Origin of the sequence: Neobacillus sp. 204, from assembly GCF_046562815.1 — a bacterium.
GTDB lineage: Bacteria > Bacillota > Bacilli > Bacillales > Cytobacillaceae > Neobacillus.
In genome coordinates, this window is sequence record NZ_JBJORY010000001.1 from 389,649 (window position 1) to 416,181 (window position 26,533).

Below are 26,533 nucleotides of genomic sequence, written 5' to 3' on the forward strand. Positions count from 1 at the left end.
GTAAAGAGAGGACTTTAAATGAATTCTTTACCGATTTTGCCAACGATCAGTACCTCGTTTATTGTTTTAAGTGCCATTACTGTTGCAATTGGGTGGTGGCAAATAAAGCTAAGAAAGATTGAGGCACACAAAAAGACGATGTTATTGGCTGCTGTTTTTGCTGTTATTTTCTTTATTATTTATGCTTCAAGAACAATCTTTATTGGAAATACGTCGTTTGGAGGGCCAGAAAATATAAAAATATATTATACAATATTTTTAATATTTCATATCACACTTGCGACAATAGGAGCTGGTTTTGGTATTGCGTCCATCCTGACTGGATACAAAAATAAGCTTTCGATTCATCGTAAACTCGGCCCAATAACTAGTTTTATTTGGTTTTTTACGGGCATAACAGGAGTTGCCGTTTACCTTTTGCTCTATGTATTCTATCGAGGCGGAGAGACTACTTCGATGATTAAAGCCATTCTAGGACTTTAACAGAACCAAACAAAAAAGACGCATGAAAGTATGCGTCTTTTTTTGTCCTTATAAAGCGAATTTACTTACTTCAGCTTTAACGGCATCAAGAATCTTTTTACATTGATTCACAAGTGAGGTTGGGAAATTTTCACCTTCGCCATATTCAACACCATGCGGATAATAATGTTTACCTAAAAGCGGAGTCATTAATTGAATGGTTGCTTTATGAGCACCAATGTCGCCTTCAATCGCATGGCCACGAACACGGAGGTAAAATACCCCTTCTTTTAATTCAAACTTACGGTCATATGTAACACGTTCGTAGTCCCATTGCCCCTCGCGGACTAAACCATGATCCAACATTACTTCATCTAGTCGGTTTAAGTCTGCCTTTAACTTTTCAATCTCAGTATTCTCGAATTTCATAAATAATCCCTCCTAAAAACAATACCATTTACCCCAATGTTTCTTTTATCAGTAAAGCAATTATAATTCAATTTTAATAATAGTTGAAAATGAATCAACTTGCAATGAATAGATGCAATGAATAAAACATTATTGGTTGGAAAACCTAGAATAATGATATGAAGAAATAATTATACTAGGGGGTTAAGAAATGGAAAAAATTAGAGACATAATGACAGAAAATGTTGAAAGTTGTTCTTTATTGGATAATGTATATGAAGTTGCTTTGAAAATGAAAGAATTAAATGTAGGAGCTATCCCCATTCTTGATCAGGACAAGATTGTTGGTATGATAACAGACCGTGATATTGTTATAAGAGGTGTTGCAGAAAAACATCCTGGATCATCAAAAGTTGAGGATATCATGAGTAAACAACTGATAACTGTTACTCCTGATTCTACAAGCAAGGAAGCAGCAAAATTAATGGCAGAACATCAAATCCGCCGTTTACCCGTGGTAGAAGAAGGTAAGTTAGTAGGAATTGTTTCACTAGGCGATTTTGCCATCCGCGAATTAACAGACGATCAGGCGAAAGAGGCTTTAACTGAAATATCTGAACAAAACTATAATGGAGTACAACACTAATAATTACTATATAAAAAAAATAGTATAAGAAAAACTAAACAGGTACATATTGTGCCTGTTTTCTTTTAATTAGTTCATTTATCTGATATTTAGGATAATGGCTATTATTATTCAAGACATAGATGATATAATAATTTTATCAATACATATAATGATAGAAAAAGTTCCAGAGAGGGTGAAGGCCTCTGCGTATACTGTCAAAAATACTTATCCTTTCAGCCGTTTTCTTAACCATTGGTTTTTATGTTAGTATAAACGATAATAATGAAGGTAATATTTTAATTAAAGAAAACAATACATCAGAAATAAAACAACCAATTACAAAAAATCCAGTTAATATACCTAATAAAAAAATTGTCTCAGAAAAACCGAAAGAGGGTTTGGCGTTATTAATTGGGAAAAATGAAGACGAATTAGAAAAAAACCTCGGTACTCCAGTACGAATAGATAAATCTATGTATGGTTATCAGTGGTTTATTTATAATCAAAACCCTAAAAGTTATCTTCAAGTAGGTGTAGAAAATAATCGTATTGTTACCATTTTCGCCATTGGTCAAAATTTAGATGTAGCACCATTTGAAATTGGACAACCAGTGGAGGAAATCTTTAATACTCATTATATTGATACAAATATAAATCTTGAATATAATGGAAATTCCTATCGCTTTGAATTGAATGATACGGATTTAAATCTACGACCAATGGTTCAATTGGGTGATATCTTTGTTCAACTATATATTGATAAGTTTACAGGAAATCTCTCAAGTGTTCGTTTCTTGGATGCATCCACACTAATCAAACAACGTCCCTATGAACTTGTTTATAATGGTGTCCTAATTCAAGCACCTGACCCAAGTGAGGAAATGCAGCGTGCAATTGAAGAAGATACCGAACAAGAGATATTTGATATAACCAATGTCTTAAGAGACAGGAATAAACTGAAAGTATTGCAGTGGGATGAAAATACAGCTCGAGCAGCGTTCCAACATAGTAAGGACATGTCAGAAAACAATGACTTTTCCCATACCTCCAAGAAATTTGGAGACCTTGACAAGAGATTAAAAACAGCTGATGTGGTATATCAGGCTGCAGGTGAAAATATCGCGGCAAATTATACGGATGGACCCGCTGTCGTGGAAGGATGGCTTAATAGTAAAGGTCATCGTGAAGCACTTTTAAACGAGGAATTTTCACACCTTGGAGTAGGGGTATATCAAAAGTACTATACGCAAAACTTTATTCAAAAAACAGAACAATAAAAAAGGTGACGAATAAGTCACCTTTTTTCAATTTTATATTCGTTAAATATGAATTTGTTATGCTCCCATTGCCCATATACTTTTATTACTTCTCCTACATTAAACGAGACTCTTTGGAAGTCTTTTGTCATGGGCATAATCTTTTGGACAGTAATTAATTTTGTTTCAGTTTGCAGCTTTAATAACTGAACATAAATGTAGCGGTGATAATAAAACCGCTGCTTCTCCTCTATGATGCTTTTAATTTCTCCTTTTAATATCGCTTCTTGCTTAACATGACCAGCATTAGCCCATTTAGTATCGTTCATCTTCATCTCTTTTTTGGTTAGCCAATAAAAGTAAAGGCAAATAATTGGAATGACAATGGCGGTGACCATTAATAATCAAACTCCTCCGGTCATTATTTGCTAATAATATAGAACGTACCTGTTGCATAGGCGATTTTTTTGCCGTCACTCCGATAGGCTTCCCCTGAAATAACCATGGTTTTGCTGCCTTTATGAACAATTTCTGCTTTACAATGGAGTGACTCTCCAATACCGGGTGCTATGTAATGGATATTCAATTGATTTGTAACAGCCCCAAATCCTTTTGGCAAAATATAATTTGCTAAGCTGCCCATCGTAGTATCAAGGACGGTTGCGGTAATCCCGCCATGAACTATATCTAGGTTATTATTAAGAATCGGGTGAATAGGAATGGTAATTTCACAAGTTTTCTCATCAATTTTTCTTTCCATTTGAAGAATCCCGTCTATATAGGTACTGCGGTTTTGATTCAATTTTTGTTTCAATCCATTTAAAAGGTAGGCAAGTGAATTTAGATCAGCCTCTGATCCATTTTCGATACAGGTTTCTAATAATTGACGTATTTCATCTTTCATTCTAAATACCTCTTTCATTACTTATTCTTTGGCGCGCTGTTAAACTTATCTGTTGATTTCCGTTCCAGACGCTCTTTTGACATCTTATCATTTACAGAAAAAATATTAAATATATTCATCTTACTGGGTTCTTTCACCTTTTGAATTTTCTTTCATATTGTATTATTGGCAGAAATATGGGCTGAGGTGAGAAGAATGACACAAAAAAAATTACACCCTACCGTTATACAATTCAAAGAATTTGTTAAGAACAATCCTAAACTAATCCAGGAAGTACGGAAGGGGAAGAGTACCTGGCAAGAGTTATATGAAGAATGGTATTTGTTAGGGGAAGAGGATACCCGCTGGGAAACGACTGGGTCTAATAATGAGACTGCCGATGAAGCAAGCACGGAAACTAAAGCTGATTGGATGTCCAGTATTATGGGGATGGTTAAGAAAATGGATCCAAATCAAGTGCAAAACCATATCAATAATTTAAGTCAGGCACTAGGTGCGATCCAAAGTGTTATTTCGCAATTTCAAGGAAACAGTGCAGCTGGGAGTTCAGTAAAGCCACAAGAAGGCCCTAAAAATCCCTTTTTGTTCAGAAAAGATTGATGGAAAGGAACTTTAAAATATGAGAAGAGACGTACTTGAATATATTGAAAATCAGAAGGATTTAAAACAGTTTATCCGCGAACAACCAATCTGGTATCGAAAGCTATCAAGAAATCCATATGATTTAGAGGCCCTTGAAATTCAATCGTTACACTATTATAAAAAGACGATTCCAGACCAAGTTAACAAATTTTCAAATAGTGTCCAAATGGCTTCTATGATGTATCAAATGTTTCAGGCGATGAAAAATCAAAATTAACCAAAGTCCACATTATCATTTTGTGGCTTTTTTTCTGTGTATTTAAGGATTAAGACTAAAAAATGAACTGGAGGCGAACAATACAAGCAAAAGAAGGAGTGAATCAAAATGAAAAAACATTTTCCGCAAGTAGCCCTTTTTATCTTATTGATTGGAATCCTTTCCGGATTTAACCATGTCTCCCCAAGTGCCGAAATGCCTTCACTATTCGTCCACCATGAAATTAAAGGAGAAGCCGTATTAATTAGTTGTATTGTTTCAGGGATCAGTTTTCGTGAGACAGACCAATCAAAGCGGAAAATTGGAAAGCTGGTTATATGGGTAGATGGCCAGAAAAAATCGGAAGCGAAGGCGGCAGCATTTATTATTAAAGGGTTAACGCCTGGTGGGCATCGGGTTAAGGTTGAAGTCGTTGACTTAAATAATGAACCGTATGGCTTGGAGAAAGAATTTATGGTAAATATCACTAGATAAACTGTATTTTTCGCATTACCAACACTTTCATGTTAAAATATCAGTGGAGGTGGGCGTAAACATGCTTGCTAATTTAGAAAGAGTCGAATTACTGGAACAGGCTGAGCAATTAGCAAAGATGGTTTTAGAGTCCGATATAGCAGAACAATATCAAATATGTTTATATAAATTGCAAAATAACAAAGAATCACAGCGGAAAATAAACCGCTTTGTTAGTCTAAAGGAACTATACGATGAGGTTCAACGTTTTGGTAAATACCATCCTGATTATAAAAAGGTAATGACTCAAATCCGCGAAAATAAAAGGGAAATGGATTTGGACCCACTTGTAGCTGAGTTTAAATTGGCTGAAAATGATTTGCAAGATCTTCTAGATGCAATCAGCATCATCGTAGGCGGTGCTGTTTCAGAACATATAAAGGTCCCAACTGGCAATCAGTTTTTTGAAACAAATTCTAGTCATAGCAGTGGTTGTGGCGGTGGCGGCAGCTGTAATTGCGGGTGAAAAAATCAGCTAATGGAAGCTGATTTTTTTTTTAGATTGCAGTAATTATCCTGTTACTCCATATAATATTGAAAAGAAGCAAAGTTTGAATTGAAATGAAACGTTTTAATATGCTAGACTTAGTTAAAATGATGGTTCTGTTGAAGGGGAAAAAAAGTATGTTTGTTCAAAGACAAGGATTGGTTGTTTGGCTTTACTCTTTAAAACAAGCTAAAATGCTTAGGCGCTTCGGAAATGTACATTATGTTTCAAAAAAGCTGAAATATGTTGTACTATATTGCAACCAAGAAGAAGTAGATGAAATAATGGAAAAGTTGAATTCATTTTCGTTTGTAAAAAAAGTAGAACCTTCATATAAACCATTCTTAAGAATGGAGTATGAAAATTCAGCTCCAGATAAAGCAAAAGAATATGATTATAAAATGGGTATTTAAAAAGGTGAGGGGATTACAGATCCCTCACCTTTTTCTATTGAAGTGGAAGTAAGTAATGATTAAGCCTCAAAATACCAATTAGGTATTGGAAATATAATTCCTTTTCATAAAAGATTGAAGATGGCTTTACCGATAGCTCATATATTTGTTTACTATATTTAGCAGCAGTTTGAGCAAAGAGCTCATACCTTTTATTTGGACAGAAATTTGGATTTGGAATTCCTTCTCGGCAAATAAAGAGAGGTTGAAACTTTCCTGGGTCTGTTGGTTTGAGGACAACGACTAAGGAGGTAAGTTCCTTATTATCAATCTTTGTATGGAGAGCTAGCATGTGTTGAAGACGGTGTTGATTGGCAGTTGTAAGTTCTAGTAATTCATATAAATCTGAATATCCTTCTCCTAATTCAATAAAACGCTGGATCAATTAAAACGCTCCTTTAACTGGGTCAATTCATCAATACTTTACCACTTATTTTTGAATTTTTGAATAAAAAGTAAAAAAAAAAACCTGCAGAACATTCTGCAGGGTCCTTCCATATCCTCATAAAGGATAGAAGGCAAAGGGAGAGGAGAAACCGGAGGAAGAACTTATGGGGAAACGTAAGTCTTCTCCGCGGTTGGCAACAACATCCTCGAATTGATGTTGTTAATTACATTATTTCCACAACCCAAAAGGTTATACGTGTTTTATAATAAAATTTAAGTGTTAAAACAATCTCCATAGAATTGTCTACTTTTTAATAATTATGGTAGGATGTACTAAGAAATTATTTCTGATAAAAATGTGGTGATAGGTAAGTGAGAGTGGTTTCAGGCAGTTGTAAAGGAAGACCTCTGAAAGCTGTTCCAGGAAATACAACGAGGCCGACAACGGATAAGGTTAAAGAAGCTTTATTTAATATGATTGGTCCTTATTTTGATGGCGGGATTGGGTTGGACTTATTTGCAGGGAGCGGTGGATTAGGTTTAGAGGCATTGAGCAGAGGATTGGATAAAGTTATTTTTATTGACCGTGAGTCAAAGGCCATTCAGGTAATTCATGAAAATATTAAAGCCTGTAAATTTGAGGAACAAGCCGAGGTTTATCGCAATGATGCGGAGCGAGCATTAAAAGCCCTCCTAAAAAGAGAAATCATCTTTGATTACATATTTTTAGACCCTCCATATAAAAAACAACAACTAGTCAGTTTAATGGAGAAAATGGATAAGCAGGATATAGTAAAAACCGATGGAATCGTTGTTTGTGAACACAGCTTTGATGTGGAATTACCGAAAACAGTAGGACGATTCAGCCAAATAAAACATGAGAAGTATGGGATTATTGCAGTAACCATTTATATTCGAACAGATATTGAGTAAGGGGGAATCATTTTGACAAGAATCGCCGTTTGTCCAGGTAGCTTTGATCCAATTACATATGGTCATTTAGATATTATTAGAAGAGGGGCCAAAATATTTGATACTGTCTATGTGAGCGTTTTAAATAATTCTTCTAAAAACCCGTTATTCACTGTTGAAGAGCGAATGAATCTAATCAAGGCTGTAACAAAAGATCTTCCCAATGTTAAAGTAGATGTGCATGCTGGCTTACTAGTTGATTATGCAAAGGCTGTTAATGCTAATGCCATCATCCGTGGATTACGGGCAGTTTCCGACTTTGAATACGAAATGCAAATTACTTCGATGAATAGAGTACTGAATGATGAAATTGAAACCTTTTTTATCATGACGAATAATCAATTTTCCTTCTTAAGTTCAAGTATTGTAAAAGAAGTAGCAAAGTATAATGGGGATATTTCAACACTCGTCCCACCAATTGTTGAAAAAGAATTGCAAAAAAAGTTCAAGGCATAAATGAAAAAAGAGCAGGCAAGCTCTTTTTTTATTGCCTTTTTATACGGGAAAATAAAATCAGCACATACACTAGCAGTGAGATGATGGTGAAAATCGGACCAACAACGATCATGTTATGGTAAAGGTGGTCTACCCATGATCCTTCGCCAAAAAAAACCACCGGCAAGGCATTTGAAGGCTGTTCATTACCGTTGTAGCGCAGGTAAACTGGTTTCCACAAAATAAGTGTGAAAAAGCCTGCAAAAATACCTTGAATGATTCTTGCAATAAAAAACGGTTTATATCTGATATCAGTTTCTGACAGAATGCTGGCAACCTGTGCCTGAACGCTAAAACCACTAAACGCCAAGATAAAGCTAGTTATGACCGCTTTCTGTAATAGAGTAGCATCCACAACCTGACTGGTCAGCTTACTCCCTAAGGTAATTTCAAATATTCCTGAAATAAACGGAATGCTTAACATATCTGGAAAAGATATAAATGATAATAGGATCTCAATTAATTTTGCAAGTGCAGCTGTGATATGTAAATGATAAAGTATTTTGTTAAGCACAGAAAATAGTATAATAAACCCACCTACCATTAAAAGGGTTTGAATGGAGGAATTGACAGCATCACCCAAAAGTTTTCCTATCGGTCGATTATCTTTTAATCTTGTTTGATGCAAAGTAGATAGTGCTGACCGTATTTTTAATTTCTTTCCGTTTGAGGTAATATCATGAGGGGATTCTTTCCCGTAAAATCGCATGACTAATCCAACACAAATATTTCCTAAATAATGAGCTAATGCAAGAGTAACACCTAAATGCGGATTATAAAAAAATCCTACTGATACCGCCCCAAAAATAAATAAAGGATTAGAGGAATTGGTGAAAGAAACAAGTCTTTCTGCCTCAATTTGTGTTAATTGTCCTTCCTGCCGTAATCTTGCCGTGAACTTTGCCCCGGCGGGGAATCCTGAAGCCATACCCATTGCCCAAACGAACCCTCCAACACCAGGAACCTTAAAAAGAGGTCTCATTAGTGGTTCCAATAAGACACCAATAAATTTTACAACCCCAAAGCCAATTAACATTTCAGACACAATAAAAAAGGGTAATAGAGAGGGGAAGACAATTTTCCACCACATATCCAGTCCGCGAATGGAAGCAGCTAATGATTCTTGTGGAAAAGAAATTAGGGAAGCAGCTAAAAGTGTGGCAGATATAGATAAAAAAATTGTTTTTAGTTTGGACTGAACCAATGAAGAGACCTCCTTCCGAGGGTGATCGATGAAACTGTGCAATCAATTAATTGAGTGTTAAAATAAAGAAATATTCCATACTGACTTGTCCTCATATAACACAAATATACTCATAGAACGTTTATTTAGACCATAAGATTGAACGAGATTTCACTTTTGTAAGGCAGGGCTAAGTTTAAGTCTTTCTATTAAGAAAACAATTATTTCTATAAGGTATTTATAGGAGGTCTACAGTTATGGAGCACCCTAAAATAGGCTTAGCACTTGGTTCTGGAGGTGCACGCGGGTTTGCTCATTTAGGTGTCATAAAAGCATTTAAGGACGCAGGAATTCCCATTCATTTAATTGCAGGCAGTAGTATGGGAGCACTAGTTGCTAGTTTTTATGGTGCAGGGATTGATATGGATCGTTTATATAAACTATCCACTGCATTTAAAAGGAAGTACTTTTTGGACTTTACTGTTCCTAAAATGGGCTTTATCTCAGGAAAAAAAGTAAAGGAATTTATTAAGGTTTTTACCCACGGAAAGAATATCGAGGATCTATCCATTCCAATTGGAATCGTCGCCACTGATTTATTGACAGGGGAAAAGGTGGTTTTTAAAACGGGCTCTGTTGCTGATGCTGTCCGAGCAAGCATCTCTATACCGGGAATTTTTGTGCCGGAAAAATTAAATGGAAGAATCCTAGTGGATGGTGGTGTGTCTGACCGCGTTCCTGTTTCTGTGGCTAAAGAGATGGGGGCAGATATTGTTATCGCGGTAGATGTTTCCAGGGTAAAGCGTAATGCTGAAATTACCTCTATTTATGATGTTATCATGCAGAGCATAGACATTATGCAAGCAGAAATAATTAACAATAGGGAAATTGCTGCTAGTGTGATGATTCGTCCGCCAGTCGAAATTTATAGTTCACGAGCCTTCACAAATATTGAGGAGATTATCAACCTAGGTGAGGAAGAAGCAAAAAAACATATCACGCAAATTAAAACCGTGATTGAACAGTGGAAGGGGTAAAAATTGCCATGCGCAAAAAAATATATATAGGTTCTACTCTATTTATTGCCATTATTTTGATTTGGGGGATGTTTTATTCATTGCCTTATTATGTCTCGAAACCAGGTATGGCGAAAGAATTAGGACCAATCATCAATGTCGAAGGTGGCGATAAAGATGAAGGGAATTTTATGCTTACAACAGTCAGAATGGGTAGAGCCAATATATACTCTTATTTAGAAGCGAAAATCAGAAAATATGAAGAGCTTTATCCACTAGATATGATCTTAAATAAAACTGAAACGGAAGAAGAATATAATGCAAGACAGCTCCACCTTATGGCAGGGTCGAAACTTAATGCGATAGAGGTAGCGTACCGAAAAGCGGGGTTACCTGTTAAATACAAATATAAAGGGATTTATGTGGTCCAGGTGATTCCTGGTATGCCTGCTGATGGGAAGCTTTCTACTGGTGATCGAATTTTTAAAGTTGATGGAAAACAATTGCCATCCTCTGAGAAATTCATTGAATACGTTAGTAAAAAACAAGCTGGGGACAATGTAACCTTAACATATTCGCGTAATAAAAGTACAAAGACTGTTACATTAAAAATTCAGCCTTTTAAAGAAGATCCTAAAAAGGTTGGGATTGGGATATCACTCGTTGACGATAAAGACATAATTGTTGATCCAAAAGTCAAGGTAAAGACTGATGAAATTGGCGGTCCTTCCGCAGGGTTCATGTTTTCTTTAGAAATCTATAACCAATTGGCAGAAGGGGATTTGACAAAAGGGTATCAGATTGCCGGAACAGGAACTATTGACGTAGATGGTACAGTGGGACCTATTGGCGGAATAGAACAAAAAATTGTTGCGGCAGACAAGGCAGGGGCGGAAATATTTTTTGCTCCCAATGAAAAAGGGATAAAGAATTCTAATTACCGAGATGCAGTAAAGACTGCCCGTGACATAAAAACCAATATGAAGATTGTTCCAATTGATACATTTGACGAGGCTGTTGATTATTTAGAAAAGCTAAAAGAAAAATAAAAAGATGGTGCACATGCATCATCTTTTTATTTATCTAATATATATAGGTGGCTGCTCAAATTCCTGATCTAGCATTTGGGTTTTTAAATGAGTAGGGATACCTAGGGAATAGACACGTGCTGCCTTAATGTCTAGGTTAATCTCTTTTCCTTTATAAGAAGAAAGTTTAGAAATTAGGGGAAGACTGAGATGAGATTTTGTTTTATTTAAGTATTCCTTTCCCCTTGTGGTCATTCCCAAAAGTCTTAAATAAGAAGCATTTTCTGAAATTAAACCCATTTCCTCTTTTTTAGTGTTCGTTAAAATATGAACACATAATCTTTGGAGTCTTGTCCAAGTATATCGTTTCGTTTTAATTTTTTGCATAAACTCATGAAAGGTATTTGCTTCTCGTGCTGCAGATAGAAGCCTGTTTTCCAGACCCTCTTCCATTTCATAAATTTCCCGCAGTTCTTCAGGACTAGATTGAATTAATCGAAATTGTAGATAGCTCCAATAATTTTCCCATTGGTGAAATACTTGATTAGATTGGAAATATTCTTTTAGCAATTGTTTAGTCGGCTCTGGTACATATTGGTCAATAGCGGATTTTCCATTACTGTCATTAAAGATGGCTTTCCGTATACTGGTTGCACTTGCAATCGTTGCAGAGGAAAAATCTTGATCATGATAGTTAGCGTTTTTGCGAGGAATCGTCATTGGGATGACATTGGACTTTTGATGTTTTATTGCTTTTATGTATTCAAGTCCAAGAATATTATTCGGCTTCGCTAAATCCAAATACTTTTCCGAATCTGGCAATTGCTGAAAAGCAAGGGATAAGGCTTTCGGATAACTGACCCCTGTGCCTATGTATTGTTTAATATTCTCATTAAATGTCCTTTGCTCCACTTCCAAGTAATCAATTGTTTGAAGGAAAGACGATATATCTCCGCTTTCGCTCCCGAAACAGAGGAAACTAGTGCCTGCTGCATCTAAAATTGACACTGCGCCATTTGCAAAAGTTTCTGCTTTTTGAGTGGCATAGCAATAAGGAAGTTCAAAAACAATATCTACTCCATTAAGCAATGCCATTCTCGTCCGCTGCCATTTGGATACAAGTGCTGGTTCCCCGCGCTGTAAAAAATCACCACTCATAACTGCGATGACAACCTCAGCCCCCGTTACTTCCTTAGATGCTTGCAGGTGATAGGCATGTCCATTATGAAAAGGGTTGTATTCCACGATTAATCCAACAGCTCTCATTTGTTCCCTCCTTATAACCATAAAATCTCGTGTTTTTCCGCTTTGGTAATCATTATAACAAATTTGTTATGAAACCAATCAAATAATATGGTAAGATATTAAAGATGTTTGCAAAAAGCTTATCTGGTTAAACTAGATAGGAACAGATATGAGCGTTTTTGCTTTTTTAATCATCTGACGAGGTGTAAAGAAAAAACATTGACAAAAAATTTATCGAAGGCTATAATTACCTTTGTTGCCTTGGGGTGATTCAATTGAAATGGACATTAAGTCAATTACAAAAATATCGAAACAAGGAATTTATGATTGATGAGATAGTTCGTGTGGATGAAATCAAACAAGATGATCCAACCATCCGAGAAGTTTCTCCGATGCATATTACAGGTCGGGGAGATATCGATTCAACAAAAGTAACATTCCATTTAAAAATTGAAGGTTACTTAATACTTCCATGTTCTCGTACTTTAGTGGATGTTAAACTTCCAATTAATGTCGAAACAACTGAAACGTTCCTCTTACAAGGTTCAGTTTATGAAGCTGAAGAGGAAGCATATCAAGTGAAAGGTGAAGTGATTGATGTAATGCCAATCCTTCGAGAAATTCTTTTACTTGAGATACCAATGCAAGTTTTTTGCGAAGATGTTAATCGTGAAGATGCTGCTCCACAGTCTGGCAAGGATTGGGAAGTTGTTCATGAAGAAGGTCAATCTAAAAAAATTGATCCGAGACTAGCAGGTCTTGCAAAGTTTTTTGATGAAAACAATTCTTCTTCCGAATCATAATCGACAAATCTAAGAAGCAAAGTGAAGACCCAGCATTCCTGGCCTTCATTACTTTCTTAATACTCTTTAAGGAGGTGGGAAGAATGGCTGTACCTTTTAGAAGAACTTCTAAAACTGCAAAAAGAAAACGTCGTACTCATTTTAAATTAAACGTACCTGGTATGGTAAGCTGCCCAAACTGTGGTGAAATGAAACTTTCACACCGCGTATGTAAAGCTTGCGGAACATACAAAGGAAAAGACGTAGTAAACGACTAATTTTCGATAAGATAGAAAGCACAAGGGTTTTTAACCCTTGTGCTTTTGTCGTTTATTAGAAATTATACATACCGCTAGAGTAATCAAAAATTAGTTTAACGAAAGGTCGTGTAGAAGGTTGTCATACTCCATTGAAAAACGGGATATGGGATATTTATTATTTACAATTACTAGAAGTGAAAAAAGAAATGCTATTAATTTTGACGTCATGGAAGGATTGGAAGAAGCAATAAAAAGGTCCTCAAAACCTGATATTAAGGCACTTGTAATTACTGGAAAGGACGATCGAGCCTTTTGTTCAGGAGGAGACTTATCTGTTTTTCATCAACTTCGCACAAAGGAAGAAGCCTATGGAATGCTCTCAAAAATGGCAAATATCCTTTATTCCCTGCTTACCTTGCCAATTCCGACTATGGCTCTTATTGATGGTACTGCAATTGGTGGCGGTTGTGAACTTGCTGCGGCTTGCGACTATCGCTTGGCACGAGAGGATATAAAAGCAGGATTTGTCCAAGGAAAGCAAGCGATAACAACAGGTTGGGGCGGTGGCTCCATCTTAGCAGAAAAGCTGCCAGCTCCGATTGCCATGAAGCTATTAATGGAAGCTGAACTGCAAACGGCCGTGTATTTAAAAGAAATTGGGTTTATCAACGCTTTATATACTGATAACTCTCTTCGGGCTTGTGAATCATTCCTTGGGCAGATGTTAACTAACGATCTAAATGTACTGAAATCGTATAAAAGGATTTGGGTGAGAAAGTGGGAAGAATCAAAACTGCGAGAAAGAATAGAGGAAGAGGTAAGAAATTGTGCCCTCCTATGGGAAAGTGATATCCATCATGAATATGTAAATGCTTTTATACGCAAAAAACAGTGAATAAAGATGAAAACACGGTGCTTGATTAAGTCTATCTTTTCTAGTAGATGCATATGTATTATAAAAACACTAGGAGGGATGATTTAATGTCACCGACTCGACAAGATGCATGGTCCCAAGATGAAGACTTGTTGCTTGCTGAGGTTGTGTTACGACACATCCGGGAAGGCGGGACACAACTGCAAGCATTCGAAGAAGTAGGGAAACAGCTCACGCGTACCTCAGCAGCCTGTGGCTTTCGCTGGAATTCATTTGTTAGAAAACAGTACAAATCGGGCATTGAGCTTGCCAAAAAGCAGCGTAAAGAGTTGAAAAAACAGCCAGCCTCGAATGAAGTAGAAGCATTTGAAGAACCAGCTGAAGTGGAAGCTGTTCCTTCTTCGTCAGTTAATGAGCAAGGAAGTGCAATTACATTTTCAGCGGTTATACATTTTTTAGAGGGACTTCAACAAAAAGCACAAGCCTCATCCAACATTGAAGCAGAACGGAAGAAATCTAATGAAAAAATCAAAGAGTTGGAAAAAAAGGCTTACTATTTGGCCGCGGAAAATGAAAGATTATCTAAAAACTTAAAAGCAATCGAAGAGGATTATCGTTCATTAATTGAAATTATGGAAAGAGCTCGGAAAATGGTTGTCCTTCAGGATGAGGATCGACAACAAAAAGTGAAGTTTCAAATGGACAAAAATGGTAATCTCGAGAGAGTAGAAAAGTAGAAAAAGCGGACTCAATGTCCGCTTTTTCATTTAGATTTTTAATGATGTTGTGCCTCCACGCCAGAAGGGTACCATACTAATGGATTTTCTCCACGATCACGCTCCATATCGTAATCAACATTAGCAAAGTCCATCTTTTCCCAAAAACCGCTTGATTGAACTCTTGGATTCGTCTTAATTGGGAGACCAAAGCTTTTTGCAAATTCTACAAGCACCTTGCCATAACCTTTACCTTGATAATCAGGTAATACTTCAAGTTTCCATAACTCTAAGTAGTTTTGTGGTGGATAGAAATAGCGGTCAAATTTTGCATCAATTTGGTATAAACTCATTCGTGCTACTAACTTATCACCAAAATAAATTCCGTAAAATGGTGAGTCGCTATTATTATCAACCATATTTGCTTCAAGATCTTCAAGCATGGATAATTCTTGAATTCCATATTCTTTAAACTTTTTAAACTCTTCTAGTGTTTTATAATTCACCTTAAGTCTTTCCACTTTTGCTACCATAATTGACCTCCTAAAAATGATAACTTGATAATCTTGTATATATTCATTTGTACTTGAATAACATGAAATGAAAAAATTTTTGATTTTTCAAATGAATCACTTTCATTATATAACAAAAACTCAAAAAATTCTTCAAATAAGTTCAGGAAGCGTTTTCATTTTTAAGCAGGAAATTCAGAGAATGATGTAGAAACATATATATGGTGGAATAAAAAGGGTACGAAAGGGGAAAGAATGTGCAAAAAATTTTAATTGCTAATCGAGGGGAAATTGCCCTTCGGATTATTCGAACCTGTCAGGAGATGGGAATTGAAACTATTGCTATTTATTCTGAAGCTGATAAGGAAATGCCCTTTGTAAAAGCGGCAACGGCTGCCTTCTGTGTAGGGGAACCTCCGGTTAATAAATCCTATTTACAAGTAGATAAAATTCTAGAGATAGCCAAACGAGAGAAAGTAGATGCAATCCATCCTGGTTATGGCTTTTTATCTGAAAATGCTGCATTTGCTAAACGAGCAATCGAGGAAGGAATTATTTTTATCGGGCCTAATCCTTCAACGATTGAATTAATGGGTGATAAAATTATTTCTCGTCAAACGATGGAGAAGGCAGGTGTCCCGGTGGTACCTGGCAGTGGATATGGATTAAAAACAAGTGAGGAAGCAAGCGTTCTTGCAGAAACAATCGGCTACCCAGTTATGCTTAAGGCAAGCGGCGGCGGCGGCGGGATTGGAATGGTGTATTGTGAAGATGAGCAAGCGCTCGTTAGGTCTTTTGCCCAGACAAAAGCAAGAGCAATGGCCTATTTTGGCTCAGACGAAGTCTTCATCGAGAAATACATTAAAGATGCTAGACACGTGGAAGTCCAGGTGTTTGGAGACACCCATGGTAATATCGTCCACCTTTACGAAAGAAATTGTTCCATTCAAAGAAGACATCAAAAAGTAATTGAGGAATCTCCGTCACCTTCTCTATCTGACACTGCACGTCAGAAAATGTTTGAAACGGCCTTAAGAGCAGCAAGTGCTGTTAATTATACAAATGCTGGGACAATTGAATTTATTGTCGATGAGAATGAAAGTTTTTATTTTCTAGAAATGAATACACGCCTTCAGGTTGAGCATCCTGTGACCGAAATGATAACTGGTTTAGATTTAGTTAAATGGCAGCTTCTTATCGCTCAAGGTGAACGTTTACCATTGCTCCAGGATGATATTACTTTATCGGGTCACGCGATCGAATTTAGACTTTATGCGGAGGACTCTGTTCGCTTTTTACCTTCACCTGGTAAAATCAGCACCCTTCATTGGAGTCGCCAAGCTGGAGTAAGGATTGATTCTGGTTATGAAGAAGGAGGAACGGTTACGCCGTTCTACGATCCAATGATTGCAAAAGTCATTATTCATAAGGAAACACGTGAAAATGCATTGGAAGAGGCTGTTCGCTTCTTTAATGGCGTCAAAATAGAAGGAATTAAAACAAATGTCCCACTTTTCCTAAATGTATTATCAAATAATGACTTTCAAAATGGGACGTACACAACAAGCTATTTAACACAAAAATTAGTGAATTAAGGGGAGAAAGAAAAATGAAAGAAATTACAGCAAGCATGGCAGGCACCGTTTTAAATATTTTTGTAGCAAATGGTAATCCAGTTCAACTTGGCCAGGAAGTAGTAATGCTTGAATCAATGAAAATGGAAATTCCGATTGAAAGCGATACTGAAGGGGTAGTTTTGGATGTAAAAGTCAACATTGGTGATTTCGTTAATGAAGGCGACGTATTAATTGTCATTGAATAAAAGATTGTAAAGGGGTGAGAATTAATGGCTGTAACTAATACATTAAATGACCAATTAAATGAGAACCGTAAAATGATTGAAGCGGGCGGACATCCCAAATATCATGAAAAGGCTAAAGAGCAAAAGAAGTTGTTTGTTCGTGAGCGTCTTGCCTTATTATTTGATGAAGGAAAATACGAGGAAGATGGTAAATTCGCTAATTTTAAAGCGGGTGATCTTCCTGCAGACGGTGTTGTAACAGCGATTGGTAAAATTAACGGGCAAACGGTTTGTGTCATGGCAAATGATTCGACAATCAAAGCGGGTTCATGGGGAGCAAGAACAGTTGAAAAGATTATCCGCATTCAAGAAGTTGCAGAAAAATTAAAAGTTCCATTATTCTACCTTGTTGATTCTGCGGGGGCAAGAATAACAGATCAATTAGAGATGTTTCCTAATCGTCGCGGAGCAGGGAAAATATTCCACAATCAAGTCAAACTTTCTGGGATGATTCCTCAGGTTTGTATTTTGTTTGGACCTTCCGCGGCTGGTGGTGCTTATATTCCAGCATTCTGTGATATCGTCATTATGGTCGATCAAAATGCGTCTATGTATTTGGGATCCCCACGTATGGCTGAAAAGGTGATCGGTGAAAAGGTAACGCTTGAAGAAATGGGCGGTGCGAGAATGCATTGTTCTGTCAGCGGTTGCGGGGATGTTCTTACCTATAGTGAAGAGGAAGCAATTGAATCGGCAAAAAAATATATCAGCTACTTTCCAGCTAGTTTTAAAGAAAAGCCAAAGATAACTGCAGGTGTGGCAGCGAATCATGGGCGTGAACTAGAAGCAATTATTCCCGAAAATCAAAACGCGCCGTTTGATATGTATGAATGTATTGATAGACTTGTGGACAATGCTAGTTTTTATGAAATTAAAAAATTGTTTGCACCAGAATTGATAACGGGATTAGCAAGAATCGATGGTCGACCGATTGGAATTATTGCTAATCAGCCTAAAGTAAAAGGCGGCGTTTTATTTGTTGATTCTGCAGATAAAGCAGCAAAATTTATTCAACTTTGCGATGCTTTTCATATTCCACTATTATTTTTGGCAGACGTACCGGGCTTCATGATTGGAACAAAGGTGGAACGGGCTGGCATCATCCGTCATGGGGCCAAGTTAATTGCAGCGATGAGTTCTGCAACTGTACCGAAAATCTCTGTAATTGTTAGAAAAGCGTATGGTGCTGGTCTTTATGCCATGGCTGGCCCAGCTTTTGAGCCGGATTGCTGCATTGCTTTACCAACTGCACAAATTGCCGTAATGGGTCCAGAAGCAGCTGTTAATGCCGTCTATTCAAATAAAATAAATCAGATTGAAGATCCGAAAGAAAGAATAGCTTTTGTGCAAGAAAAACATAAAGAATACAAAGAACATATCGATATCTATAAGTTGGCTTCAGAACTTATTGTCGATGAAATTGTCGCACCTTCTGAATTACGCGATGTCCTTATTCAACGCTTTGCTTACTATGAAACCAAGGAATTAACTTTCAGCATACGTAAGCATCCAGTGTACCCGGTTTAATTAGAAAAGCGTAAGCGATCCGATGTTGACTTATCGTAGGGAAAAGGGCGAAGTACACTAGCCGCTGGGCCGCTTGCGCTAGACAGTAATCTAAATTCAATAACTTACACTTATCTTATATATTCAGCCCTATTCGTCGTTAATCGAATAGGGCTCCATTTTTTTCTGAATCTTTATAACAAACTATCGACAGCATCTGATAAAATATGGGTAAAGACGACTAAAAAGAGGGGTTAGCATGAAGGTTGGAATTATTGGTGCTGGGTCAATTGGCCTGTTATTCACAGCTTACCTTAGTAGAGTATTAGAAGTTACGATTTACACTAGAACGCCAGAACAAGCTGCTGAGATAAATAAATATGGGATCGTCCTGAAGAAAAAGGGAGAACAAACAATATCCATGACGAAGGCCATGCCTATGGACAAGTGGCAGGGAAATGAAGATCTTACCATCATTGCAGTGAAGCAATATCAACTTCATCCAATTATTGAGAAAATAAATCAGTTGTCTATTCTTCCTAACAATCTCTTATTTTTACAGAATGGCATGGGGCATTTAAAACAGCTTGAAACTATCCCGTTTACTAATATTTTTGTTGGTTCAGTAGAGCATGGTGCGCTGAAAGAAAATCCATTTACTGTTTCCCATAATGGGGAAGCTTCGACAAAGGTTGCTGTATTTAAAGGGGATCCAACCCTTTTATTTAAATTGATCTCTATAGCACCGCTGGAATTTCCGCTTGTTTTTAAGGAGGATTATTATACCATGCTGCTGAGTAAATTAGTTGTCAATGCTGTCATAAATCCTTTAACAGCTATCCTTGAGGTGGAAAATGGTAAATTGATAAAAAATCAATTCTATTTTCGGGTACTAAAAAATTTATATTCCGAGGTTTCTTCGATCTTAAATTTAGAAAATACAGAAGAACATTTGCAGCAAATTATAAATATTTGTAAAAATACTTCTGCCAACCGTTCCTCCATGCTAAAAGATATTGAAGCAAACAGAACAACAGAAGTGGATGCAATCTTGGGGTTTATATTAGAAGAGGCAGATAACAAGGACATGAAGGCACCTCAAGTAGAGAACTTATATTATTTAATAAAAGGGAAAGAAATGATAAAGGGGGACTATGCTTGATTACTTTTCTAACCTCTATTATCTCAATTTTCTTTGCATTACCATTTTTAGGATTTCTATTGGTTTTCTTTGGAGTGAAACTGGTAACAAATAACACACGAAAGTCTGTTCATAGGGCACTAGATTCCACAACGATTTTATTTGTTATATCCGTTCATTTTTTAATTGTTACAATATGGGGAAAATCATTTTTTTGGTTAATCATACTTACCATGATTTTGATTGCCATGGTTTTTGTTTTGGTGCATTGGAAAGTAAAAGAAGAAATAATCTTAAAAAAAGTGATGAAGGGTTTTTGGCGTTTTAATTTTATCCTCTTTCTTTTTGCTTACCTCACGCTAACACTTTATGGATTGATTAATCGGGCATTGATTTTTACCTTTTCCAACTGAATTATAAGCCAAAGTTTTTTTCAAAATTGGTTGGTAGTGTTATACTCTTAACAGAATGAATTTGGGTGATCAGAAAGGAAGTACAATGAATGGAGATTTTAAATCTCTCTTTACCGGCAACCAATCGGTTTGCATCGAATTATTTGGAACAATCTCCTGAAATCCAGCCTTTTTTTCATTACCGGTTTAATGAAGTAACCGATGATGCCAAACGTGTTGGTGAACTTAGTAACCGATTATTTCCTCGCATTGAGGTTGCTGAACATATTGAGAGCTTTATGAAGCGGTTTCCATCGTCTGAAGCTGTTATAAAGTCAATCGATAAACTTAAATCAAACAATAGCCTTGTCGTTATTGGGGGTCAACAGGCAGGAATACTTACAGGACCGCTTTATTCAATTCATAAAGTGATTTCAATTATTAAATTGGCAGAGCAAAAAGAGGCACAACTCAAAGTGCCGGTAGTTCCTGTATTTTGGATTGCTGGAGAAGACCATGATTTCCAGGAAGTCAATCATGTGTTTGTACCAGTGAACCAAAAGGTAGATAAATGGACCTACCCTGAAAGAGTGCTTCAAAAGAAAATGGTCTCTGATATTCAATTAAACAAAGAAGTTTGTCTTGCATGGGTACAAAATTTAATTGAGAACTTCGGTGAAACAGAACATACGAATACATTATTAAAATTTGCTGAAAAACAAGTGGTGATCTCTACCAATTTCGTCGATTTCTTTGCAAATATTATTATGGAATTGTTCAAGGATTATGGGTTATTAATTGTTGATTCTGGCAACAAAGAGTTCCGGATGCTGCAGAAAGAATTTTTGAAAAAGCAAATCCTTAATCATGTAGAGATTACCTACAATTTATTGGAACAACAAAGTCTTATAGAAGAAAAAGGTTTTCCGGTAACGATAGATGCCGGTGAACAGAATGCAAACCTTTTCTACTATGACCAGAAAATGAATGATCGGGTTTTACTTGAATATGATCGTGGAAATGATTGGTTTGTGGGGAAAAATGGGGCACTAACATTTTCAAGAGAGCAATTAGTGGAGTATGCCGAGGAAAATCCCGCTGCTTTAAGCAATAATGTGGTGACGCGGCCGCTAATGCAAGAATGGCTTTTTCCAACTGTTGCTTTCATTGCAGGGCCAGGAGAAATTTCTTACTGGGCAGAACTCAAACTAGTCTTTGAGCATTTTAATATCAAGATGCCGCCAATTGTTCCTCGTTTGAACATTACTATCCTTGATCGTTCCATTGAAACTGACCTTTCTGAATTACAATTAAACTTAGCCGATATATTAAGCCATGGTACGGTAAAAGAAAGAAATCAATTTCTAGAAGAAATAAAAGATAAGGAAGTTGAAGCGTTATTTTTACGTACCAGAGAACAATTAGAGAGCCAGTATCGACAAATTGAAGAAAAGACAGTGGAGTTGGATCGTGGTCTATTACCATTGTTAAAGAAAAACGAAAATTACTTACTAAAAGAAATTGGGTTTATGGAAACAAAACTTAATGAGGCAGGAAAGTTAAAACACGATAATCGTCTCAAAAAATATGATCGTGTCGACCTTGCGTTAAGACCCGACGGCTTCCCTCAAGAAAGAGTTTGGAATATATTTTATTATTTAAATATATATGGGTTGAATTTTATTCATGATCTCATGTCAGGAACATTCGAATTTGATGGCCGGCATAAAGTCATGAAAATGTAGAAACTTCACAGCAGTGAAGTTTTTTTTTTGGAAAAAAATACTGGATAAAAAAGGATTTGAGGATTTTAAGAAGAATAGTTTAAAAATGGGTGGTGGAAAGTGGGGGAATGTGGTACATTTTTAATAGAAAGTGGGGGTCATGGGTATGTTCATGGGTGAATACCATCACAGCATTGATATGAAAGGCCGACTGATCGTGCCCTCCAAATTCCGTGATGAACTTGGTGACATGTTTATCATTACACGTGGTTTGGATCAATGTTTGTTTGGATACCCATTATCAGAGTGGGGGCTGATTGAAGAGAAATTAAAAGGCTTACCTCTGACAAAAAAAGATGCCCGGGCTTTTACTAGATTCTTCTTTTCAGGAGCAACAGAGAGTGAACTTGATAAACAAGGAAGAATTAATATCCCTGCACCACTTTTGCAATATGCAAAGTTGGAAAAAGAATGTGTAATTTTAGGAGTTTCCAATCGAATTGAAATTTGGAGCAAACAGATTTGGGAAGACTATTTTACTGAATCAGAAGAATCTTTTGCAGAAATTGCAGAAAATATGATTGGCTTTGATATATAATGGATAAATTATGTTAATATATTTTCTGTTATATATCGTTCGATTGGAAAAGGTGGTTACAACATGTTTGAACACACAACTGTGTTATTAAAGGAAGCTGTTGATGGGTTAAATATTAAGTCAGATGGAATTTATGTTGATTGTACTTTGGGTGGAGCGGGGCATAGTTCACTTATACTTTCAAAACTCGGAGCCCATGGTAAACTATTTGCATTTGACCAAGATGAAACAGCGATTGCACACGCAAAAGAGAAGTTAGCTGAATATGGAGATCGATTAGAAATTATTAAAAGCAATTTCTTATATTTAAAAGAAGAGCTTGAAAATCGGGGAATTTCTAAAGTTGATGGAGTTCTATACGATCTAGGAGTTTCCTCTCCGCAATTGGATACTCCAGAAAGAGGTTTTAGCTATCATCATGATGCTCCGCTCGATATGAGAATGGATAATGAAGCCGATATTTCTGCCTATGATGTAATTAACCATTGGGCCTATGAAGACTTGGTGCGTATCTTTTTTCGCTATGGTGAGGAGAAATTCTCTAAACAAATAGCTCGTAAAATAGAAGCAGCAAGGATGGTAAAACCCATTGAAACAACGGCGGAATTAGTTGAACTGATTAAGGATGCTATTCCTGCCCCTGCAAGAAGAAAAGGTGGACATCCAGCTAAGCGAGTTTTTCAAGCAGTAAGAATTGCTGTTAATGATGAATTAGGTGTATTCGAAAAGTCATTAAATCAAGCGATTGACTTGTTAAACCAGGAGGGAAGAATAAGTGTTATAACCTTCCACTCTCTTGAGGACAGGATTTGCAAAGCAGCCTTTAAGAAGGCAAGTGAAACCCCTAATTTACCTCCAGGTTTACCAATCATTCCAGATGAGTATAAACCAATATTAAAGTTAATCGTACGGAAGCCGATCCTTCCATCAGAAGAAGAATTAGAGCAAAACAATCGCGCTAGATCTGCAAAGCTAAGAATTGCAGAAAAGCTATGAGAAGAAATCCAGATCTTTAAAACTGGATGTAGAAAAAGATTATAATCTGGAGGGGAAGAAGTTTGAGTAATCTTGCCAGGAAGCAATTAGAGCAGCAACAAACAGAGCAGAAAGTCCAAGTAAAGAGTCAAGTAAAGTTAAAAAAATCCTGGCTCACTCCAGGGGAAAAAATTATGGGATTAGCCTTTGCCGGATTTGTATGTTTTGGTTCCGTTCATATTATTTCAAATCAAGCAAAAATTTACGATGTCAATAAAGATATACAAATCATGGAATCGAAGATATCTGAACAACAGAAAGTAAATAGCGATTTGCAAGTACAGGTAAGCGAATTGAGTGCGTACGATCGGATTTATAAAAAGGCTAAGGAAATGGGCCTTATCAAAGACGAAAATAATGTCAAGGTAGTGCATTAAAAATGAACAAAAAACAGCCATATATGAATTCAGGAGCAACCATTTTATTTGCATTTTTTGGTTTGCTCTTTTTTGTATTACTCTTCAGGTATTTTTCTATACAAATTTCTGGAGAAGTTGATGGACAGCCGCTCGCTGCGAAGGCACAAGAAAAATATAGCAGGGAAGGAAATTTGGCAGCCATAAGGGGCGATATCTTAGACCGGAATGGTGAGGAAATTGCTGAAGATACCAATGCTTATAAATTAATCGCTATTTTAGATAAGAAGATGACTACGAATCCAAAAAAACCGCAACACGTAAAAGACCCAGACAAAACAGCCAAAGAACTAGCTAAGTACTTAGATATGGATGAATCAGAGATTTATAGTATTTTAACCAAAGGGATAAAAAATAAGAAATTTCAGGTTGAGTTTGGCAAGGCGGGCAAAGATATTACTCACCAGACAAAGAAAAAGATTGAAGGTTTAAAGTTGCCCGGATTAACATTTATCCGTGATTCTAAGCGTTTTTACCCAAATGGAGTATTTGCTTCTCATTTAATAGGGTATGCGGATCAGGTTGAGCAAAAGGATAAAACCTTTACCTCGGTCGGGAAAATGGGCATTGAAGAAATGTTAAATAATGAATTAACTGGAAAAAATGGAAAGATTAATTTTGAAAGTGATTTGTGGGGCTATATCCTTCCTGACGGAAAGGAAAAAATTACTCCTGCTCAAAATGGACATGATGTTTATTTAACTATTGACCAAAAAATTCAAACCTTTTTAGAAGACGCAATGAATAAAGTAGCAAAGGAATATAAACCGGAAAAAATTATTGCGGTTGTTGCTGATCCAAAAACTGGGGAAATTTTAGCGATGGGACAACGACCTTCTTTTGATCCAAAGACAAAAGAGGGTATTGAAAATGGATGGCATAATGAGGCGGTTGAAACCTCATTCGAACCTGGTTCAACAATGAAAATTTTTACGCTTGCGGCAGCAGTTCAGGAAAAGGTTTTTAATCCAAATGAAATTTATCAATCTGGTTCCTATCAAGTAACTAAAAAGGATAAAGCGATTCATGACCATAATTACTCAGGATGGGGTCCTATCACCTATCTTGAAGGGGTACAGCGTTCATCTAACGTTGCCTTTGCAAAAATTGCGAAAGAGAAACTTGGTTTTGAAAGGTTTCGAGAATATTTAACAAGGTTTGGCTTCGATAAGCCTACAGGTATTGACCTTCCAAACGAAACATCAGGGAAAATCCAATTTACCTATCCGATTGAAAAAATTACCACTGCTTATGGGCAGGGAACAGCAATAACACCAATTCAACAAATTCAAGCAGCAACAGCCATTGCTAATGATGGCAAAATGGTAAAACCACATGTTGTTAAAAAGATTGTTGATCATGATACACGAGAGACGATTAAATCATCTACAACTGAAGTAGTTTCTACACCCATCACAAAAGAAACGGCCAAAGAGGTTCGCGATATTCTTGAAACGGTTGTTACCTCACCTAAGGGTACCGGTGGCCGGTATAAAATTGATGGGTACAGTGTCGCCGGTAAGACGGGAACGGCTAATATCCCTGGACCGAATGGAAGGTATTTACAAGGGGCTAATAACTATATGTTCTCATTTTTAGGAATGGCTCCAAAAGATGACCCTGAATTAATTGTCTATGTTGCTGTTCAGCAGCCTGAATTAGAGGGGATTGAAGCTGGTCAAGGTGCGATACCAGTATCGGCTATTTTTAACCCTGTCATGAAAAACAGCCTTCATTACTTAAATATAAAACCTTCTAAGCTTGAAAAAGCACAATTAAATAAACTAGATGATTTTAAGGGAAAGTCAATTGATGAAACTGTAGCTGCCTTGAAAGACAAAGGTGTTGAAACCGTCGTAATTGGCAAAGGAACAGAAGTTGTCAGACAGTTGCCAGAGCCAGGGACCACTGTTTTGCAGGGGGAGAAGGTAATCATTCAAACTAACGGTGAAATGCTTGTCCCTGATATGACGGGTTGGTCACTACGAGATGTAATGAAAGTAGCAAATATCACTGGATTAAAACTAAATTCAAAAGGCAAAGGGTATGTAACTCATCAAAATATTAAACCGAAAACTCATGTTCAAAAAGGAGATTTTTTAATCGTAGACTTTAAAACCCCTGAAGAACAGTGGAATGCGGAAAAAAATGATGCCGAAGAACAAACCGAAAAAAACAAAGAAGATATAGTTCAAGATTAAAAGAAAATCCCGCTCCTTAGGCGGGATTTCTCTTATTGTCGAGAAAGGGTATTTTTCTCGGCAATTTTTTATTTTGTCAGAATCTAAATACTAAATTTATTGATTGTCCCTGCAAATGGGCCTGTTGATTTCCGCTCCAATCAACAGGTAGGCAAATCAACTTAAAGTATTGCACACAACCAATTCATCAATAGATACAAATTCATATTCACTTTGGTTA

At 36.6% G+C, this 26,533-nt stretch carries 33 protein-coding genes; 26 read left to right on the forward strand and 7 right to left on the reverse strand.

The genetic code is table 11. The features are described from left to right. Window positions 1-18 precede the first annotated feature (18 nt). Entirely contained in the window at window positions 19-483 is a 465-nt protein-coding gene (locus ACJ004_RS02010; RefSeq protein ID WP_410890878.1) for a DUF420 domain-containing protein, read from the forward strand. A gap of 48 nt (window positions 484-531) precedes the next feature. Here the strand turns inward: ACJ004_RS02010 and ACJ004_RS02015 are convergent, their stop codons facing one another. Further along, window positions 532-891, reverse strand: a complete 360-nt coding sequence (locus ACJ004_RS02015; RefSeq protein WP_410890879.1) for a YugN family protein — start codon at window positions 889-891, stop codon at window positions 532-534. A gap of 190 nt (window positions 892-1,081) precedes the next feature. Between ACJ004_RS02015 and ACJ004_RS02020 the strand changes: the two genes are divergently transcribed. Next, window positions 1,082-1,516 carry a CBS domain-containing protein gene (locus ACJ004_RS02020; protein WP_410890880.1) on the forward strand — a complete coding sequence of 145 codons (435 nt, stop codon included), beginning with the start codon at window positions 1,082-1,084 and terminating at the stop codon, window positions 1,514-1,516. Window positions 1,517-1,701: 185 nt separating this feature from the next. After that, complete coding sequence (locus tag ACJ004_RS02025; protein ID WP_410891258.1) at window positions 1,702-2,775, forward strand: CAP domain-containing protein; 1,074 nt, start codon at window positions 1,702-1,704, stop codon at window positions 2,773-2,775. Window positions 2,776-2,792: 17 nt separating this feature from the next. On the opposite strand, the gene ACJ004_RS02030 is transcribed toward ACJ004_RS02025, so the two are convergent. Beyond that, a complete protein-coding gene (locus tag ACJ004_RS02030) occupies window positions 2,793-3,152 on the reverse strand; it encodes a hypothetical protein (RefSeq protein WP_410890881.1) in 360 nt (119 codons plus the stop codon). A gap of 23 nt (window positions 3,153-3,175) precedes the next feature. Further along, on the reverse strand, window positions 3,176-3,658 hold the full coding sequence (locus ACJ004_RS02035; RefSeq protein WP_410890882.1) for a PaaI family thioesterase: 483 nt from the start codon (window positions 3,656-3,658) through the stop codon (window positions 3,176-3,178). A gap of 195 nt (window positions 3,659-3,853) precedes the next feature. Here ACJ004_RS02035 and ACJ004_RS02040 point away from each other — a divergent pair, with 195 nt between their 5' ends. The 5 genes from ACJ004_RS02040 (at window position 3,854) to ACJ004_RS02060 (ending at window position 5,930) form a co-directional block, all read left to right on the forward strand. Further along, the gene (locus ACJ004_RS02040; RefSeq protein ID WP_410890883.1) at window positions 3,854-4,258 is read left to right on the forward strand and encodes a YlbD family protein; all 405 of its coding nucleotides are present in this window, start codon (window positions 3,854-3,856) and stop codon (window positions 4,256-4,258) included. Window positions 4,259-4,277: 19 nt separating this feature from the next. Then, the gene (locus tag ACJ004_RS02045; protein ID WP_410890884.1) at window positions 4,278-4,517 is read left to right on the forward strand and encodes a YlbE-like family protein; all 240 of its coding nucleotides are present in this window, start codon (window positions 4,278-4,280) and stop codon (window positions 4,515-4,517) included. 108 nt (window positions 4,518-4,625) lie between these two features. After that, entirely contained in the window at window positions 4,626-4,991 is a 366-nt protein-coding gene (locus tag ACJ004_RS02050) for a hypothetical protein (protein WP_410890885.1), read from the forward strand. A 61-nt stretch (window positions 4,992-5,052) separates the two neighbouring features. After that, complete coding sequence (locus ACJ004_RS02055; protein ID WP_410890886.1) at window positions 5,053-5,496, forward strand: YlbF/YmcA family competence regulator; 444 nt, start codon at window positions 5,053-5,055, stop codon at window positions 5,494-5,496. Between the two features lie 158 nt (window positions 5,497-5,654). After that, complete coding sequence (locus ACJ004_RS02060) at window positions 5,655-5,930, forward strand: YlbG family protein (RefSeq protein ID WP_218345728.1); 276 nt, start codon at window positions 5,655-5,657, stop codon at window positions 5,928-5,930. Between the two features lie 34 nt (window positions 5,931-5,964). On the opposite strand, the gene ACJ004_RS02065 is transcribed toward ACJ004_RS02060, so the two are convergent. Continuing rightward, window positions 5,965-6,354, reverse strand: a complete 390-nt coding sequence (locus ACJ004_RS02065; protein WP_410890887.1) for a DUF7147 family protein — start codon at window positions 6,352-6,354, stop codon at window positions 5,965-5,967. A 374-nt stretch (window positions 6,355-6,728) separates the two neighbouring features. Between ACJ004_RS02065 and rsmD the strand changes: the two genes are divergently transcribed. Both rsmD and coaD read left to right on the forward strand, forming a co-directional pair. Beyond that, window positions 6,729-7,289, forward strand: coding sequence for a 16S rRNA (guanine(966)-N(2))-methyltransferase RsmD (gene rsmD, locus ACJ004_RS02070; protein ID WP_410890888.1), 561 nt, complete (start codon window positions 6,729-6,731; stop codon window positions 7,287-7,289). Window positions 7,290-7,301: 12 nt separating this feature from the next. Then, window positions 7,302-7,784 (forward strand): pantetheine-phosphate adenylyltransferase, encoded by a 483-nt coding sequence (gene coaD, locus ACJ004_RS02075; RefSeq protein ID WP_410890889.1) that lies wholly within the window; start codon window positions 7,302-7,304, stop codon window positions 7,782-7,784. Window positions 7,785-7,812: 28 nt separating this feature from the next. Here coaD and ylbJ read toward each other — a convergent pair whose 3' ends face one another. Beyond that, window positions 7,813-9,027, reverse strand: coding sequence for a sporulation integral membrane protein YlbJ (ylbJ, locus tag ACJ004_RS02080; protein WP_410890890.1), 1,215 nt, complete (start codon window positions 9,025-9,027; stop codon window positions 7,813-7,815). A 236-nt stretch (window positions 9,028-9,263) separates the two neighbouring features. Here ylbJ and ACJ004_RS02085 point away from each other — a divergent pair, with 236 nt between their 5' ends. Both ACJ004_RS02085 and ACJ004_RS02090 read left to right on the forward strand, forming a co-directional pair. Next, window positions 9,264-10,043, forward strand: coding sequence for a patatin-like phospholipase family protein (locus tag ACJ004_RS02085; protein ID WP_410890891.1), 780 nt, complete (start codon window positions 9,264-9,266; stop codon window positions 10,041-10,043). A gap of 8 nt (window positions 10,044-10,051) precedes the next feature. Continuing rightward, window positions 10,052-11,071, forward strand: coding sequence for a SepM family pheromone-processing serine protease (locus tag ACJ004_RS02090; protein ID WP_410890892.1), 1,020 nt, complete (start codon window positions 10,052-10,054; stop codon window positions 11,069-11,071). A 30-nt stretch (window positions 11,072-11,101) separates the two neighbouring features. On the opposite strand, the gene ACJ004_RS02095 is transcribed toward ACJ004_RS02090, so the two are convergent. Beyond that, complete coding sequence (locus ACJ004_RS02095; protein WP_410890893.1) at window positions 11,102-12,316, reverse strand: nucleotidyltransferase; 1,215 nt, start codon at window positions 12,314-12,316, stop codon at window positions 11,102-11,104. Window positions 12,317-12,570: 254 nt separating this feature from the next. Here ACJ004_RS02095 and ACJ004_RS02100 point away from each other — a divergent pair, with 254 nt between their 5' ends. The 4 genes from ACJ004_RS02100 to ACJ004_RS02115 all read left to right on the forward strand — a co-directional run bounded on the left by ACJ004_RS02100 (window position 12,571) and on the right by ACJ004_RS02115 (window position 14,948). Then, entirely contained in the window at window positions 12,571-13,098 is a 528-nt protein-coding gene (locus ACJ004_RS02100; RefSeq protein WP_410890894.1) for a YceD family protein, read from the forward strand. Between the two features lie 83 nt (window positions 13,099-13,181). Next, window positions 13,182-13,355 (forward strand): 50S ribosomal protein L32, encoded by a 174-nt coding sequence (gene rpmF / locus ACJ004_RS02105; protein ID WP_026566356.1) that lies wholly within the window; start codon window positions 13,182-13,184, stop codon window positions 13,353-13,355. A gap of 145 nt (window positions 13,356-13,500) precedes the next feature. Next, window positions 13,501-14,232, forward strand: coding sequence for an enoyl-CoA hydratase/isomerase family protein (locus tag ACJ004_RS02110; protein WP_410890895.1), 732 nt, complete (start codon window positions 13,501-13,503; stop codon window positions 14,230-14,232). Window positions 14,233-14,318: 86 nt separating this feature from the next. Next, window positions 14,319-14,948, forward strand: coding sequence for an RsfA family transcriptional regulator (locus ACJ004_RS02115; protein WP_410890896.1), 630 nt, complete (start codon window positions 14,319-14,321; stop codon window positions 14,946-14,948). A 38-nt stretch (window positions 14,949-14,986) separates the two neighbouring features. On the opposite strand, the gene ACJ004_RS02120 is transcribed toward ACJ004_RS02115, so the two are convergent. Beyond that, window positions 14,987-15,460 (reverse strand): N-acetyltransferase, encoded by a 474-nt coding sequence (locus tag ACJ004_RS02120; protein ID WP_410890897.1) that lies wholly within the window; start codon window positions 15,458-15,460, stop codon window positions 14,987-14,989. Window positions 15,461-15,696: 236 nt separating this feature from the next. On the opposite strand from ACJ004_RS02120, the gene ACJ004_RS02125 reads away from it, so the two are divergent. The 10 genes from ACJ004_RS02125 to ACJ004_RS02170 all read left to right on the forward strand — a co-directional run bounded on the left by ACJ004_RS02125 (window position 15,697) and on the right by ACJ004_RS02170 (window position 26,313). Beyond that, complete coding sequence (locus tag ACJ004_RS02125; protein ID WP_410890898.1) at window positions 15,697-17,034, forward strand: acetyl-CoA carboxylase biotin carboxylase subunit; 1,338 nt, start codon at window positions 15,697-15,699, stop codon at window positions 17,032-17,034. Between the two features lie 14 nt (window positions 17,035-17,048). Beyond that, window positions 17,049-17,261, forward strand: a complete 213-nt coding sequence (locus tag ACJ004_RS02130) for an acetyl-CoA carboxylase biotin carboxyl carrier protein subunit (protein WP_410890899.1) — start codon at window positions 17,049-17,051, stop codon at window positions 17,259-17,261. Between the two features lie 24 nt (window positions 17,262-17,285). Continuing rightward, window positions 17,286-18,827, forward strand: a complete 1,542-nt coding sequence (locus ACJ004_RS02135; RefSeq protein ID WP_410890900.1) for an acyl-CoA carboxylase subunit beta — start codon at window positions 17,286-17,288, stop codon at window positions 18,825-18,827. A gap of 238 nt (window positions 18,828-19,065) precedes the next feature. Continuing rightward, complete coding sequence (locus ACJ004_RS02140) at window positions 19,066-19,968, forward strand: 2-dehydropantoate 2-reductase (RefSeq protein ID WP_410890901.1); 903 nt, start codon at window positions 19,066-19,068, stop codon at window positions 19,966-19,968. Beyond that, window positions 19,965-20,360, forward strand: coding sequence for a DUF3397 domain-containing protein (locus ACJ004_RS02145; protein WP_410890902.1), 396 nt, complete (start codon window positions 19,965-19,967; stop codon window positions 20,358-20,360). The genes ACJ004_RS02140 and ACJ004_RS02145 overlap by 4 nt, the downstream gene beginning before the upstream one ends. 89 nt (window positions 20,361-20,449) lie before the next feature. After that, entirely contained in the window at window positions 20,450-22,084 is a 1,635-nt protein-coding gene (bshC, locus tag ACJ004_RS02150) for a bacillithiol biosynthesis cysteine-adding enzyme BshC (RefSeq protein WP_410890903.1), read from the forward strand. Between the two features lie 145 nt (window positions 22,085-22,229). Further along, on the forward strand, window positions 22,230-22,661 hold the full coding sequence (mraZ, locus tag ACJ004_RS02155; protein WP_410890904.1) for a division/cell wall cluster transcriptional repressor MraZ: 432 nt from the start codon (window positions 22,230-22,232) through the stop codon (window positions 22,659-22,661). Between the two features lie 63 nt (window positions 22,662-22,724). Then, complete coding sequence (gene rsmH, locus ACJ004_RS02160) at window positions 22,725-23,657, forward strand: 16S rRNA (cytosine(1402)-N(4))-methyltransferase RsmH (protein WP_410890905.1); 933 nt, start codon at window positions 22,725-22,727, stop codon at window positions 23,655-23,657. A gap of 62 nt (window positions 23,658-23,719) precedes the next feature. Then, window positions 23,720-24,073: a cell division protein FtsL gene (ftsL, locus tag ACJ004_RS02165; protein ID WP_410890906.1), complete on the forward strand. Its 354-nt coding sequence runs from the start codon at window positions 23,720-23,722 to the stop codon at window positions 24,071-24,073. A 2-nt stretch (window positions 24,074-24,075) separates the two neighbouring features. Then, window positions 24,076-26,313, forward strand: coding sequence for a penicillin-binding protein (locus ACJ004_RS02170; protein ID WP_410890907.1), 2,238 nt, complete (start codon window positions 24,076-24,078; stop codon window positions 26,311-26,313). The last annotated feature ends 220 nt before the right edge of the window (window positions 26,314-26,533 follow it).